A 12,866-nucleotide genomic window follows, 5' to 3' on the forward strand; every position below is an offset into this window, starting at 1 on the left:
GCTCGTCGAGCGCCCACTCGTCGTCGGACATCACCTGGCGACAGCCCGTACCAGGGCGTCGGCGGCCCCGCGGACCACCCGGTCCCGCGGGGCCGTCGCATGTGGTCACCCTTTTCGCGGAGGCGTACGGCCGCGACGGTAGCGTGGCGCCACGGCACGGCCCGTGGCGCGGACTCCCGCGGGCGCGGCGCCCGCGATCGTACGGAGGAGGATGCATGTCCCACGGCGACGACCCGTTCGCGGCACGCGAGGACGCGGCCCCACGGCCGAGCTTCGACCTCGCGCTGCGCGGCTACGACAAGCGACAGGTGGACCGCTACGTCGAACAGGTCGACGGCGAACGGTCGGCGCTGGCCGCCGAGCGGGACCGGGCCTCGGTTCAGCTACGCGAGCTGACCGTCGAGGTGCAGCGGCTGCGGGCGGAGGCGACTGAGCTACGGGACCGGCCGGCCCCGCCCGACCGGGCGTCCTTCCGCGACCTCGGCCCGATGGTCGACCAGATCCTGGCCCTGGCCGAGAAGCAGGCCGGCGCCATCACCGACGCCGCCGGGCAGCGGGCCGCCGAGCGGGAGGCCGAGGCGGAGCGGGTGCTGACCGAGGCCCGCGAGCAGGCCGCCACGACGCTGCGGGAGCTGACGGAGGAGGCGGCCGCGCGGCGCGACGAGCACGACCGGGAACACGAGGAGCGCCGCGCCAGCGCCCAGGCCGAACTCACCAGGATCCGGGAGGCGGCGGAGCGGCTGCGGGCGGCCGGCGAGGCCGCCCACGACCACGCGTTGCAGGAGGCGAAGCGGATCGACGAGCAGACCGCCCAGCAGGTCGAGCAGGCCCGCGCCGAGTCCGAGGCGTTCCTCGCCTCGGCCCGTAGCCAGATCCAGCAGGAGGTGCAGGCCGCCCGCGCGAAGACCCAGCAGGAGCTGGGCCAGTGGCAGGCCGGCGTGGAGCGGGAGATCAACGAGCGGCGCGCCGCCGCCGAGCAGGAGATCGCCGACCAGCTCGCGTCCGCCGAGCGGGAGCTCGGCGCCCAGCGTACGGCGGCCGAGCAGGAGATCGCGACGCTGATCGCCGAGGCCCAGCAGTACGCGGCCAAGGTGCGCCAGCACGTCGACGAGCAGGCCGCGACCCACCAGCAGCAGCTCGCCGCGACGCAGCAGGGCATCCGGGACCGACGGGAGGCGCTGGCCCGGATGCAGTCCGAGCTGGACACCGCCCAGCAGCAGCTGGCCCAGGCGCGGCAGGAGAGCGCCAGCATCGAGCACGAGTTCGCCGAGCTGCGGCAGCGCCTCGACGAGACCCGGCAGGAGCTGGCCGACGAGCTGCGCCGCCTCGACGAGGCGCGCCGGTCCGCGGACTCCGCCGAGCAGCACGCCAAGGAGGTGCGCGCCCGGGTCAAGCGGGAGGCGAAGCGGGTGGCCGACCTGGCCGCCGCGGCGGTCATGGCGGCCGCCACGGGTGGCGCGGAGACCGCCGAGTACCCGCAGGTGGCGGCCCGGCCGAGGCGCGACCTCCCGGTGTCCCCGGCAGTGGAGGGCGCCGCCGACGCCCCGACGCCGGCCGGTACCGACGACGCGGCGGCCAGCGCACCGGGCGACGGCGAGCGGCCCCCGGCCGAGGCGTCGGCACCGCGGCCCGCGAACCAGGTGGTGGCGGCCGGCTGACCCGGCCGCCAGCCGGCCGTCCCCGCGCCGGGCGGGCGACGGCCGGCACGGCCCGGGCCGGTCAGGGGCGCATCTCGTACGCGCCGCTGAGCCCGGCCACCCGCGCCCACATCCGCGCCGTGCGCTGCGGGTCCGCCACCGGCCGGCGGACGTGCGCCAACGCCCAGGCGGCCTGCTCCCCGGTGGTCGCCGCCCGGCCGTGCAGCTCGATGGCGTACGCGGAGAAGTCACGCACCAGCACGTCGAAGATCTCGTCGAGCACGTCGCGGTCCAGGCCGGTCAGCTCGGCCTGTTCCAGGATCAGGTGGCCGTAGACGATCAACGCGAAGAGTTGGCCGAGGGCGAGCAGGAAGTCGAGGTCGGCCTGCTGCTCCTCGCTCGGGGCGTGGGCGGCCAGCAGGGCGCAGAAGCCGTCGGCCTGCTCGCGGAAGCGGGCGACGTTGGGCACCTCGGCGTGGGCGTCGTAGGCGGCGCGCCAGTCGTGGAACCGGATCGCGCCGAGGCCCCGGGCGGGGCCCTGCCGGAACAGGAACTCGTCGTCGGCGGCGTCGTGCCGGCTCGGCACCGGCGGGTGCTCGGCCGGGTGGAACAGGTAGTTCGCCATGAATTTCATGATCAACGTGAGGTTGACGTGCACCGTCCCCTCGAGCTTGGGCAGCCCACGGATGTCCTTGGCGGCCTTGTCGAAGTAGGTGTCCGCCTCGAAGCCCTTGGCGGCGATGACGTCCCAGAGCAGGTCGACGACCCGCTCCCCCTCGGTGGTGACCTTCATCTTCGTCATCGGGTTGAACAGCAGGTAGCGGCGGTCGTCCGGGCCCGCCGAGCGGAAGTAGTCGACGGCGCGGTCGCTGAACAGCTTCATCGCGACCAGGCGGGCGTACGCGTCGGTCAGCTCGCGGCGCACGTGCGGGAAGTCGGTGACCCGCCGGCCGTAGAGGACCCGGTTGTGGGCGTGGGTCACGGCCTCGTACATGGCGTGCTCGCAGATGCCGATCGAGGCGGTGCAGAGGTTGAACTTGCCCACGTTGACGGTGTTGAGCGCGGCGTCGAACGCGGCCCGCCCGGTGTGCAGGACGTCCTCGGGGCGCACCGGGTAGTCCGCCAGGCGGAACTCGCTGACGTACATCTGCGCGTTCACCACGTTGCGGACCAGGTGGTAGGCCCGATGGCGGCTGTCGGCGGCGAAGAAGACGTAGCCGTCCGGCCCCTCGACGTCGGCGCGGCGGCCGAAGACCGAGACCAGCCCGGCGACGTTGCCGTTGCCGATGTAGTACTTGGTGCCGCTCGCGCGGAACCCGCCGTCGCCGTCGGGGGTGAGCAGCATGTCGGTCGAGTAGATGTCCGCGCCGTGGGCGCGCTCGGAGAGGCCGAAGGCCATCACGTGCCCGTCGTCCAGCAGCGCGGCGGCGCGGGCGCGCGCGGCGGCGTTGTCGCTCTGCCAGACCGGGCCGAGACCGAGCACGGTGACCTGCCAGGTGTACCAGTAGCCCAGGCCGTAGAAGCCCAGGATCTCGCTCAGCGCCGCGTTGCGCGCGGTGTCCCAGCGCTTCGCCGGGTCCCCTCCCCCGTCGGCGGCGGGCGTGCAGAAGGCGGCGAACAGCCCCTCCTTCGCGGCGAAGTCCAGAAAGTCGGCATACCACTCGTGCCGGTTGTAGGAGTCGAGCAGCGCCTTCTTGCCCCGGCCCTCGAACCAGTCGACGGTGGCCCGCAGCAGCCGGCGGGAGGTGTCGTCAAGGTGGGTGGGGTCGTAGGTGCGCGGGTCGAGCAGGAGCGAGTCCGCCACGGCGGGACTCCCTTCGGTGGGTGGGTCAGTCGTCCAGGGTGCGCAGGGTGGCCAGCACGTCGTCGAGCCAGGCGAGCACCATCCGCTCGTACGCGATGCCGCCGCGCAGCACGACGTGCTGGAGCGCCGCGGCGGCGTCGGGTGCGGCGGGATCGGGGAAGTCGCGCCGCTCCCCGGTCAGGTAGCGGGCGAGCGTCTCCTCGTGGGTGGCGCGGTAGCGCTCGACCTCGGCGACGAGCGCGGCGCGGCCGGCGGCGTCGTCGAAGGCGGCTCCGCGGATCTTGACGGCCAGCTCGTGCCGGACCGCCTCGGGTTGCACGGGCGCGCGCAGCCAGCCCACCAGCGCGGACCGGCCGGCCGGCGCCACCGAGAAGGACCGCTTGTCCGGGCGGCCCTCCTGGCCGATCTCCTCGGCGGTGACCCAGCCGTCGGCCTCCATCCGCTTGAGCACCCGGTAGATCTGCTGGTGGGTGGCGGTCCAGAAGCGGCCGATGGAGCGTTCGAAGCGCCGGGCCAGCTCGTAGCCGGAGCCCGGCCGTTCGAGCAGGGAGACCAGGATCGCGTGTTCGAGCGCCATGCCCACCATCCTGCTATGCAACGAGTTGCATAGCAAGCCCCGAGCCAGTGGTCCAACCAGTTGACGGGTTGATGTGGTCTGCCCCACACTCCTCGGCATGGCCTTCGCTCCCGTCCCCCGCTCCTCGGTCTCCGACCACGTCTTCGGCCAGATCCGCGACGCGATCGTCAGTGGCGTCTACCGACCCGACGAGGCGCTGCCCGGCGAGCGGGAGCTGGCCGCCGCCTTCGGGGTCAACCGGCACGCCGTGCGGGAGGCCCTGCGCCGCCTCCAGCAGCTCGGCCTGGTGCGGGTCAGCCAGGGCGACGCCACCCGGGTGCTGGACTGGCGGGTGCACGCCGGGCTCGACCTCGCCCTGTCCCTCACCCGCTTCCACGACACCCTGCCGGTGGACACCCTGGTCCGCGACATGCTGGAGATGCGGGCCTGCATCGGCGTCGACGCGGCCCGGCTCTGCGCCGAGCGCGGCGATCCGGCGGTGCGGGCCGCGATCCTGCGGGCCGTCGAGGACTACGCGGGCGTGGCGCCGGACCTCACCGGGATGGGCGAGGCCACGATCGTGCTCTGGCGGCACATCGTCGCCGGCTCCGGCAACACCGCCTACCTGCTGGCCTTCAACAGCCTGGTGGCCGGCGCGCTCGCCGTCGGCGAGGTGCCGCCGCAGCGGCGCGCCACGGAACTCCTCGACGTCGCGGGCCACCGCCGGCTCGCCGACGCCATCGTCACCGGCCGGGCCGCCGACGCCGCCCGCGAGGCGCGGGCCCTGCTGACCGCACCCCTCACCACCCCCGCCGCAGCACCGAGAAGGGAAGCCCGGGCATGATCCCCGCCGTGCTCTACGCCGTACCGGCGTTCCTGCTCCTCATCGTCGTCGAGGCGCTCTCCTACCGGTTCGCCCCCGACGACGGCGAACGCGGCTACGAGCTACGCGACACCGCCACCAGCCTCACCATGGGCGCCGGCAGCCAGGTCATCGGCGTGCCGTGGAAGCTGGCGACGATCGGCCTCTACGCCGCCGCGTACACCGTCACGCCGATCCAGCTCTCCCCCACCAGCGTCTGGACGTGGGTGTTGCTCTTCTTCGCCGACGACCTCGCCTACTACTGGTTCCACCGGTCGCACCACGAGGTGCGGCTGCTCTGGGCCGGGCACGTGGTGCACCACTCCAGCGTCTTCTTCAACCTCTCCACGGCCCTGCGGCAGAGCTGGACCCCGATGACGTCCGTACCGTTCTGGCTGGGCCTGGCGCTGCTCGGCATCCCCCCGTGGATGATCTTCCTCCAGCAGTCGGTCAGCCTGCTGTACCAGTTCTTCCTGCACACCGAGCGGGTCGACCGGCTGCCCCGGCCCATCGAGTGGATCTTCAACACGCCTTCGCACCACCGGGTGCACCACGGCGCCAACGCCGAGTACCTCGACCGCAACTACGGCGGCATCCTGATCGTGTGGGACCGGCTGTTCGGCACCTTCGAGCCCGAGCGGGCCGCCGTCCGCTACGGCCTGACCAAGAACATCGACACGTACAACCCGCTGCGGGTGGCCACGCACGAGTACCGGGCGATCTGGGCCGACGCCCGGGCCGCCTCGTCCTGGCGGCACCGCCTCGGCTACGTCCTCGGCCGACCGGGCTGGCAGCCCGCCGCGCACGCGCAGCCGGCGGTGGCCCGATGAGTCTCCTCTGGCTGTTCGGCGTGGTGGCCGCCGTCGAGCTGATCGGCGTGGCGACCGACTCGACCCTCCTTCAGTGGCTGGCCAAGCCCCTGCTCGCGCCGGTGCTGCTGGTCCACCTGCTGCGGGTACGCCGGCGCGTCGACCCCGTGGCCGTCGGGCTGGTCTTCGCGACCGGCGGCGACATCGCGCTGCTGGTCGACGGCGACACGGCGTTCCTCGTCGGCATGGGCTGCTTCCTCGGCACCCAGGTGGCCTTCCTGACCGCCTTCCTGCGCCACCGGCGGCCGCCGGTCGCCGCAGTCGCCGCCTATCTCGCCTGCTGGGCGGCCGCCAACCTGGTGCTGTGGAACTCCCTCGGCCCGCTGCGGCTGCCGGTGCTCGGCTACAGCCTCGCGCTCAGCCTGATGGCCGCCGCCGCGGCCGGCGTCTCCCGGCGGGTGGCCCTGGGCGGAGGGCTGTTCCTGATCTCCGACCTGCTGATCGGCATGGGCGCCGCCGGCTCCCGGATCCCCGGCCACGGCCTGGCCGTGATGACCACCTACATCGCGGCCCTGCTGCTGATCACCACCGGCTGGGCGGCCGCCACCGCCGCCGGCACCCGGCCGACGGCCGGCGGCCCCGCGCGCGCCCCCGGACCGGTGCCCGGCGCCGCCCGCTGAACCGGGACCACGACGCCCCCGGTCCGGTCCGGACCGGGGGCGTCGTCGCGACCGCCCGGGTCAGTTGTAGGGCATCGTCGGGAACCACCCCACCCCGAAGATCGCCGGCACGCGCAGGTCCCAGTAGACGACGGTGAAGACGCCCAGCGCGACCAGCAGCGCGCCGGTCACCGTCGCGGCGCGGCGCGGCGACGCCATCCAGGCGAGGAAGCGGCCCCGGCTGGCCAGGATGAGGACCGCGAAGAGCACCGCGACGATCAGCACGTTGCCCAGCGACTGGAGGGCGAAGGCGAGCGCGCCGTAGGCCGGGTTGCCGGTGTCGACGGCCCAGTGGAACAGCTTGTTGAACAGCGGGTACGGCCGGCCGACCAGGAACCCCCCGACCAGGGCGCCCATGACGACCACCCGCGCCACCGGCCGGCGCGCGAAGACGTCCGGCAGCAGGCCCAGGGCCGCCAGCCCCAGGTAGGTCAGCGCGAGGCCGATCAGGCCGAAGACCACCGACGACTGGATCAGGCGTACGGGCATCCCGCCCACGGTGTCGGTGGACAGCTGCGGCAACCGTTCGCCGAGCAGCACCCCGAGCGCGCCGTAGGTCGCCGACACCGCCAGCATGCCGACCGTCAGCCAGGCGACGGGGCGCAGCAGCGACCGTACGCCGTGGCGGTGCCCGTCCGCGCCGGCCTGGCTCATCGGGCCGACGGAGGCCGCCATCGCGATGTTGCAGGCGGTGAAGGTCCCGGCGAAGCCGGACACGAAGGCGAACAGCAGCCCCGCCGCGGTGCCGGTGATGGCGGTGCCCTTCGCGTCGTGGCCCAGCAGGGTGTCGGCGACGGTGTCGCCGATCACCGAGTCCACCAGCTCGAAGGACCAGAGCACGGCGAGCAGCACGCCCGCCGCGGCGCTGATCACCGCCGTCCGTCGGGGGCGGGCCGCCGGCCGGGGTACGGGTTCCGGCGGCACACCTCGCGGTGGGGCCTGCGGGCTGCGGTGCACGCTCATCGCCTCGCTCTCCTCTCTGACATGCGGGTCGATCGGGACGAGGTCCGTCGCCGGCGGACCCACCCTGGGTCGCGCCGGCGACGGACCGACGGTCGTCAGGTGACGGCGGGCCGCACCTGCGGCGCACTCTCACGCCGGGAGCGGTCGCGCAGCCAGATGCCCCACCAGAGCAGGCCCCGGGCGAGACAGACGATCGTCACGGCGAAGAAGAGCGTGTAGACGACGTTGAAGGCGATCAGCACGCCGTACACGCCGGCGACGCTCGCGCCGAACATGAACTGGGCCCGACCCGAGCTGGGCGTCGTACCGGGGTCGGTGATCATGTAGTTGGTGAACAGCACGAACGCGACACCGGTGATCGGCAGCAGGGCCGCCCAGAGCGCGACGTCCCAGATGAAGTGCCGCACCAGCGCCTGGATCACGAAGCCGCCGACCCAGCCCACGATCAGCGGGATCTTCTTGGTGAGCACCCCGTTGAGCACGGTGCCGGCCGTCAGGATGACCAGCGGCACGAGGAGCCGGACCATGTCCGGCACGTCCTCGGTGAAGTGGTACGGCGGGGCGATGTTGACCCAGGAGAAGGCCACCAGGGTCACCGTGATGCCGAAGTTCGACGGGTTCATGAAGTGCCGCATGCGGCCCTTGATCGGCGCCAGGAAGATCGCCTTCTGGCCGATGGCGACGACCACCGCGAAGGCGATGGGCCAGAAGTTGTCGTTGGCGTAGAGCAGCATGTTCGCGGCGAGCGCGGTGATGTGGGTGGGCAGCAGGAACGTGTACATCCCCCAGGCGCCGTTGCCCCTGAAGGCGGGCGGGCGCTTGTTGGCCCGGGCGGTGACCAGCTCGACCACGATCTCGGTGGCGTAGCCGATCGCCAGGGCGAAGAAGGGCCAGGTCCAGGGCTGCTCGAAGCCGAGCACCGTGTACCCGAGGATGTTGAAGACGCTCATGGAGATGGCGAAGTTGCGCAGGGCCAGATAGCGGGGGTCCCGCCGGTCGACCCGCTTGGGCGCCCCGGGCGTGGCCGCCACCGGCGCGTTGCGGTCGAAGGTGACGGCCGGCGCCGGGCCGACCGGGGCGTCGGCGACCGCGGTGCCCCCCACCCCCCGCACGTCACTGCCGGTACGGGCGCTGTCTCGGACGTCGGTCATTTGGGCATCTCCTGGGCTTTGTCCGTGAGCATGATCGTGTGCCAGCCCGCGGCGAGGTCGAGGGTCTGCTTGTGCACGCCACCGTTGAGGTCGCGCCAGGCGATCTCCGCCGAGACCGGCTTGTCGCCGGCGTCGCCGAGGCCGAAGAAGACGTCGAAGCTGCGCTTGCCCGAGTGGCCGCTGCCACCGTCGAGCTGGGCGACGCGGGTACGGCCGTCCGCCGTCTTCACCCGGACCTGGGCGCTGTACGCGGGCGAGCCCCGGCCGTCCTCGCCGGGCCGGCACAGGCGCAGGCCCAGGAAGTTGCCGCTGCCGGGCTTGTCGTTGCGGTAGTACGACGGGGCGCCCCACTGCCGGGCCACGGCGAAGTCCTGGCCCCCGTCGCCGTTGGTGTCCGCGACGGCCACGCCGCGGCTCGGGGTGCTGTCGGTCATGCCGAGCTCGGCGCTGATGTTCGCGTAGCGCCCGTTCTTCTCCCGGACCCAGAACGCGAACGGCTCGGAGCCGGCGATGTCGTCGCCCGGCTCGGCCTTGGGCCACATGCCGGGGTTGCGGAGCATCAGGTCGTTGCTCATGGCCAGTTCCTGCAACCAGGACCAACGGTTGATCTCGCCCTTGACGAACCCGGCGGTCTGGACCACCGACATCTCGCCGCTGTTGTCGAAGTCCGCCATCTTGGCGTCCCAGCCCCAGCCGACCCAGGCCATGTTGAGCTCGGCGGCCTTGTTGTCGAAGACGGCCTTGCCCTCGCTCAACCGCTTGCGGGCGTCGGCCAGGCTCGACGAGTTGTTGCGCCAGACGAAGTTGCTCTCCTCCAGGCCCCAGGAGGTGGTGATGTTGCTGACGAACATGTCGAACTTGCCGGTGCCGCCGAGGTCGCCGAACTCGATCGACATGCCCTTGAACGAGTCGTGCCCGACCACCATGGACTTCGGGGTCAGCGCGCCGCGGCGGCCCTCCGCCATCGCGAAGCGGATCTGGCCCGGCGTGGAGACGTTGTGGAAGAAGCGGTCCCGGCCGAAGTCGTTGGCGAGGTACAGCTCGGGCAGCAGGTCGCCGTCGATGTCGGCGGAGCCGGCGCCGAGGGTCCAGCCGGTGGCGTACTCCGGCGGGATGGCGGACTGCTCGACGTACGTGGCGCTGGGGTTGTCGCCGCTGGTGGCGGCGGTCCAGCGCAGCACGTGCGCCCCGCCGGCGTTCTGCGCCCGCGACAGCGAGTGGTTCATCTCGACGTTCGGCTGCCCGGCCGGGTCGAGCACCTGGCTGTCGGGGAAGTAGTTGAACACGCCGATGTCCGGCCGGCCGTCACCGTCGAAGTCCGCGACCGCGACCGCGTTGGTGTTCCAGAGCTTGCCCTGGTACTCGCCGCTGGAGGAGGAGGACGGCTGACCGACCAGCTCGGTGGGGTGGAAGGTCGCCTTGGTCAGCGGCCCCGTGGCGGAGGCGCGGTGCAGGAACAGCACCGGCGTCCGACCCCAGTAGTAGCCGAGCAGGTCGGTGCGGCCGTCGCCGTTGAAGTCGCCGGGCACGCAGCCCATCGGCGCCATCGCCTTGTGGGTGGGCAGGGGCGCGGGGTCCAGCACGAAGGGCGCGTACCGGGCGGGCCCGTCGGGCGACGGCGTGACGATCATGCTGTCGCTGCGGGTGTCGACCAGGCAGAGATCGTTGGCGATCAGGTCCCCGTCGAGGTCGTTGGCCGCTACGGCGGCGCCGACCGAGGACACCCAGGCGCGGATGTGCTCGTACTCGGGGTTCACCGGCCGCACGCTGCGTTCCGGCAGCCCGGGCGGCAGCGCGATCGGCAGCTCGGTGAAGCCGAACCGCGACGCCAACGTCTGACGCTCCTCGGCCGACGCGCTGGGCAGCCGGGCCACGGCGAAGAACGCCGCCACGAGGACCAGCACGAAGACAGCGGGAATGATTCGGCGGATCGCGCCGACGGGTTGGGATGGCAAGGGTTCCCCTCCAGATTCGGCCACCACCCGTGCCGTCAGCGGCGGATTCGCCGTGCGGCCGGGTCTGGCGACGGGCAGTGTCGGCGACTGAGAGATGAATGAATCGCCCGGCGGCGCGTTCTTTCCCTGTCATTCATGGACAGTTCCTTGCCGACGGATCGGGACATCCACCACGCGGCGCTACGGCGTTCGTTGCCGGCGCCGTCCATTCCCAGCCGATCGCGGCATGTCGTGCGTCCCTTCACGATGCCTGGCGAACCGGCTGCGAAAGTCGCCACCGGCCCACTTATCGTGGCGGGGCCACGGCCCGAGTTCTTCTCAAAGGTTGCTCAGTGGCCGACTGTGCCGTGTGCGTTTCGGGTGGGGCGGATCCGCCATCTCACCCGTTCGCCGCCCTCACTCAACCGTATTCAACGGGAATCGAAGCGCGACGTGGTGTTCGTGCGCCATGCGGCGCAGGGCGGACAGGGCGACGCCGAACAGGACGCTGCGCACGATCGCCGGGCCCTTCTCGGTGCCGCCCTCGGCGGCGACCAGGTCGAGTTCCGAGACGACGAGCTGCTCGGCCGCGCGGGCGTAGGAGGTGAAGAAGGACACCTCGGCCTCACAGCCGAGGCTGCGCAGCCCGGCCAGCACGTGCGCCAGCACCTCCCCGCCGGAGAGGCTGGACTCACGCGACCAGCCGAGCGCCTCGGCGAGGTCCGCCACCTCCTCGCGCGCGCAGTCCACCGCCTCGCGTCCCAGGGTCTCGGACCCGTCGAGATAGAGAGCCTGATCGAGGACCTGGTAGGCGTCGCGCAGGGTGAGGTCCTCGTCGTCGATGGCGGCCAGGATCTCCCGGACGGACGACAGGTCCAGCCCGGCGATGCCGGTCAGGGTGCGGATCAGCCGGATCCGGCGCAGGTGCCGCTCGCTGTAGTCGGCCTGGTTGCGGCCGGTGGGCAGGCCTGCGGGGAGCAGGCCCTCACGCAGATAGAACTTGATCGTCGGGACTGACACGCCACTCTGTCTACTGAGCTCCGAGATACGCACGCGTCCTCCGCCCTGGCGAACGTTTGGGCAATCTTGCCATAGAGATCGATCATTAGCCATTGATCGACACTCGTCGCCGCCGGGAACGGCGGGGCCGGGGGCGACGGCGCGACCCCCTCGATCGGCACGCATCGGAACGGGCCGCCGATGTCCGAAAAAGTACGCTAAGGATCGACAGCCCGGCAGCGCAGATACTGGCGAGTTCCACAATACAATTAGCAACCCGAACGATCTTCACCTGGGCCGATAGTGGCACGCACCGATTCTGCGCATGAATTGATAAGCCCCCCTCCGTCACTCCGCGCTACGCTCCGAACGCAGAAAGTGTTGACCGGCCCGCCGGGGCTCGGCTAGCATCAACTGCGGTTAGCGGGAAATGGCGACCGGCTGGCATCCCTTATTGACCTCAGCCGATTCGCCACATCCACTCATTGGGATTGTCCGCAATCCGGGGGAGACTAATGCACGACAGCGCAGAACAGGCAGTGGAACGGGCCATCGACACCATGCGCAGCAATTTATCCGAACAGTTGACAGTGGATGACATGGCACGCGCAGCCATGTTCAGCAAATTCCACTTCACACGGATCTTCCAGCGCGTGACCGGCATCTCGCCGGGACGTTTCCTGTCCGCGATCCGCCTTCAGGAGGCCAAGCGGCTGCTGACCACGACGAGGCTGAACGTCACGGACATCAGCCTGCGGGTGGGCTACAACAGCGTGGGAACGTTCAGCACCCGGTTCACGAGGAGCGTCGGCCTGCCACCCACCACCTACCGACGGATGGGCGGCTTCACTCCCCGCATCCCCACCCAGCGCCCGACGGGTCAGACGCAGGGCACCATCACCGGGCAGGTCACCGCGCCGGCACGTGGGCTGGCGCCCGGGCTCATCTTCCTGGGCCTGTTCCAGCACCGCATCCCCGAGGGCCCGCCGGTGCGCTGCGCCATCCTCGAGTCGCCGGGCGCGTACCACTTCACCAACGTGCCCGACGGCACCTGGTACCTGCTGTGCCACTCGGTCTCCGGCGACGTGCTCCGGCTCGAGCAGGACACGATGATGGTGGCCACGGTGGGCCCGCTGGTCGTGCACGGACGTCAGACCCTGACCGCCGACGCCCACCTCAAACAGGTGTCCAAGATCGACCCGCCGGTCCTCCTGGCGCTGCTCGACAGCCGCAAGGCCGCGAGCGAACGCCAGGCCCAGCGGGAGAACCGGTCCCGGATGTACGCGGCCTGACCCCGCCGCCGGCGGGAGCACCGCGTACCCCCGGGGCGGCACCGTGCACCGCCGCCTCCCCCCGGGGCCGGAGACGAGGACCCCGGCCGCCGACGCCCGTGACGGGCGCCAGCGGCCGGGGTCCCGCCATGAGGTCCGAC

The 12,866-nt window shown here is 71.9% G+C and carries 11 protein-coding genes; 5 read left to right on the plus strand and 6 right to left on the minus strand.

Going from position 1 to position 12,866, the window contains the following annotated elements:
- The first annotated feature begins 215 nt into the window (after positions 1-215).
- The gene (locus CLT72_RS08915; RefSeq protein WP_101410724.1) at positions 216-1,658 is read left to right on the plus strand and encodes a hypothetical protein; all 1,443 of its coding nucleotides are present in this window, start codon (positions 216-218) and stop codon (positions 1,656-1,658) included.
- 61 nt (positions 1,659-1,719) lie between these two features.
- On the opposite strand, the gene CLT72_RS08920 is transcribed toward CLT72_RS08915, so the two are convergent.
- Together CLT72_RS08920 and CLT72_RS08925 are read right to left on the minus strand one after the other, a co-directional pair.
- Positions 1,720-3,441 carry an acyl-CoA dehydrogenase family protein gene (locus CLT72_RS08920; protein ID WP_101410726.1) on the minus strand — a complete coding sequence of 574 codons (1,722 nt, stop codon included), beginning with the start codon at positions 3,439-3,441 and terminating at the stop codon, positions 1,720-1,722.
- 25 nt (positions 3,442-3,466) lie between these two features.
- A complete protein-coding gene (locus CLT72_RS08925; RefSeq protein ID WP_101410728.1) occupies positions 3,467-4,018 on the minus strand; it encodes a PadR family transcriptional regulator in 552 nt (183 codons plus the stop codon).
- Between the two features lie 97 nt (positions 4,019-4,115).
- Between CLT72_RS08925 and CLT72_RS08930 the strand changes: the two genes are divergently transcribed.
- Genes CLT72_RS08930 through CLT72_RS08940 form a run of 3 tightly spaced genes read left to right on the plus strand, consistent with a single transcriptional unit; the run spans position 4,116 to position 6,348 of the window.
- A complete protein-coding gene (locus CLT72_RS08930) occupies positions 4,116-4,841 on the plus strand; it encodes a FadR/GntR family transcriptional regulator (RefSeq protein WP_101410730.1) in 726 nt (241 codons plus the stop codon).
- Complete coding sequence (locus CLT72_RS08935) at positions 4,838-5,689, plus strand: sterol desaturase family protein (RefSeq protein WP_101410732.1); 852 nt, start codon at positions 4,838-4,840, stop codon at positions 5,687-5,689. The genes CLT72_RS08930 and CLT72_RS08935 overlap by 4 nt, the downstream gene beginning before the upstream one ends.
- Complete coding sequence (locus CLT72_RS08940; protein WP_101410734.1) at positions 5,686-6,348, plus strand: lysoplasmalogenase; 663 nt, start codon at positions 5,686-5,688, stop codon at positions 6,346-6,348. The genes CLT72_RS08935 and CLT72_RS08940 overlap by 4 nt, the downstream gene beginning before the upstream one ends.
- 60 nt (positions 6,349-6,408) lie before the next feature.
- On the opposite strand, the gene CLT72_RS08945 is transcribed toward CLT72_RS08940, so the two are convergent.
- The 4 genes from CLT72_RS08945 to CLT72_RS08960 form a co-directional block, all read right to left on the minus strand.
- A complete protein-coding gene (locus CLT72_RS08945) occupies positions 6,409-7,350 on the minus strand; it encodes a hypothetical protein (protein WP_101415045.1) in 942 nt (313 codons plus the stop codon).
- Positions 7,351-7,445: 95 nt separating this feature from the next.
- Complete coding sequence (locus CLT72_RS08950) at positions 7,446-8,501, minus strand: enediyne biosynthesis protein (RefSeq protein WP_101410735.1); 1,056 nt, start codon at positions 8,499-8,501, stop codon at positions 7,446-7,448.
- Positions 8,498-10,405 (minus strand): CRTAC1 family protein, encoded by a 1,908-nt coding sequence (locus CLT72_RS08955; protein WP_101410737.1) that lies wholly within the window; start codon positions 10,403-10,405, stop codon positions 8,498-8,500. The genes CLT72_RS08950 and CLT72_RS08955 overlap by 4 nt, the downstream gene beginning before the upstream one ends.
- 447 nt (positions 10,406-10,852) lie before the next feature.
- Entirely contained in the window at positions 10,853-11,548 is a 696-nt protein-coding gene (locus tag CLT72_RS08960) for a MerR family transcriptional regulator (RefSeq protein ID WP_284040366.1), read from the minus strand.
- A 401-nt stretch (positions 11,549-11,949) separates the two neighbouring features.
- Here CLT72_RS08960 and CLT72_RS08965 point away from each other — a divergent pair, with 401 nt between their 5' ends.
- Positions 11,950-12,726, plus strand: coding sequence for a helix-turn-helix domain-containing protein (locus CLT72_RS08965; protein ID WP_101410741.1), 777 nt, complete (start codon positions 11,950-11,952; stop codon positions 12,724-12,726).
- Positions 12,727-12,866 lie beyond the last annotated feature (140 nt).

It is taken from the genome of Micromonospora sp. CNZ309 (assembly GCF_002846525.1).

Coding starts and splice junctions, on each gene's coding strand:
- CLT72_RS08915 (WP_101410724.1), top strand. CDS start 216: ATGTCCCACGGCGACGACCCGTTCGCGGCACGCGAGGACGCGGCCCCA.
- CLT72_RS08925 (WP_101410728.1), bottom strand. CDS start 4,018: ATGGCGCTCGAACACGCGATCCTGGTCTCCCTGCTCGAACGGCCGGGC.
- CLT72_RS08930 (WP_101410730.1), top strand. CDS start 4,116: ATGGCCTTCGCTCCCGTCCCCCGCTCCTCGGTCTCCGACCACGTCTTC.
- CLT72_RS08935 (WP_101410732.1), top strand. CDS start 4,838: ATGATCCCCGCCGTGCTCTACGCCGTACCGGCGTTCCTGCTCCTCATC.
- CLT72_RS08940 (WP_101410734.1), top strand. CDS start 5,686: ATGAGTCTCCTCTGGCTGTTCGGCGTGGTGGCCGCCGTCGAGCTGATC.
- CLT72_RS08945 (WP_101415045.1), bottom strand. CDS start 7,350: ATGAGCGTGCACCGCAGCCCGCAGGCCCCACCGCGAGGTGTGCCGCCG.
- CLT72_RS08950 (WP_101410735.1), bottom strand. CDS start 8,501: ATGACCGACGTCCGAGACAGCGCCCGTACCGGCAGTGACGTGCGGGGG.
- CLT72_RS08960 (WP_284040366.1), bottom strand. CDS start 11,548: ATGGCTAATGATCGATCTCTATGGCAAGATTGCCCAAACGTTCGCCAG.
- CLT72_RS08965 (WP_101410741.1), top strand. CDS start 11,950: ATGCACGACAGCGCAGAACAGGCAGTGGAACGGGCCATCGACACCATG.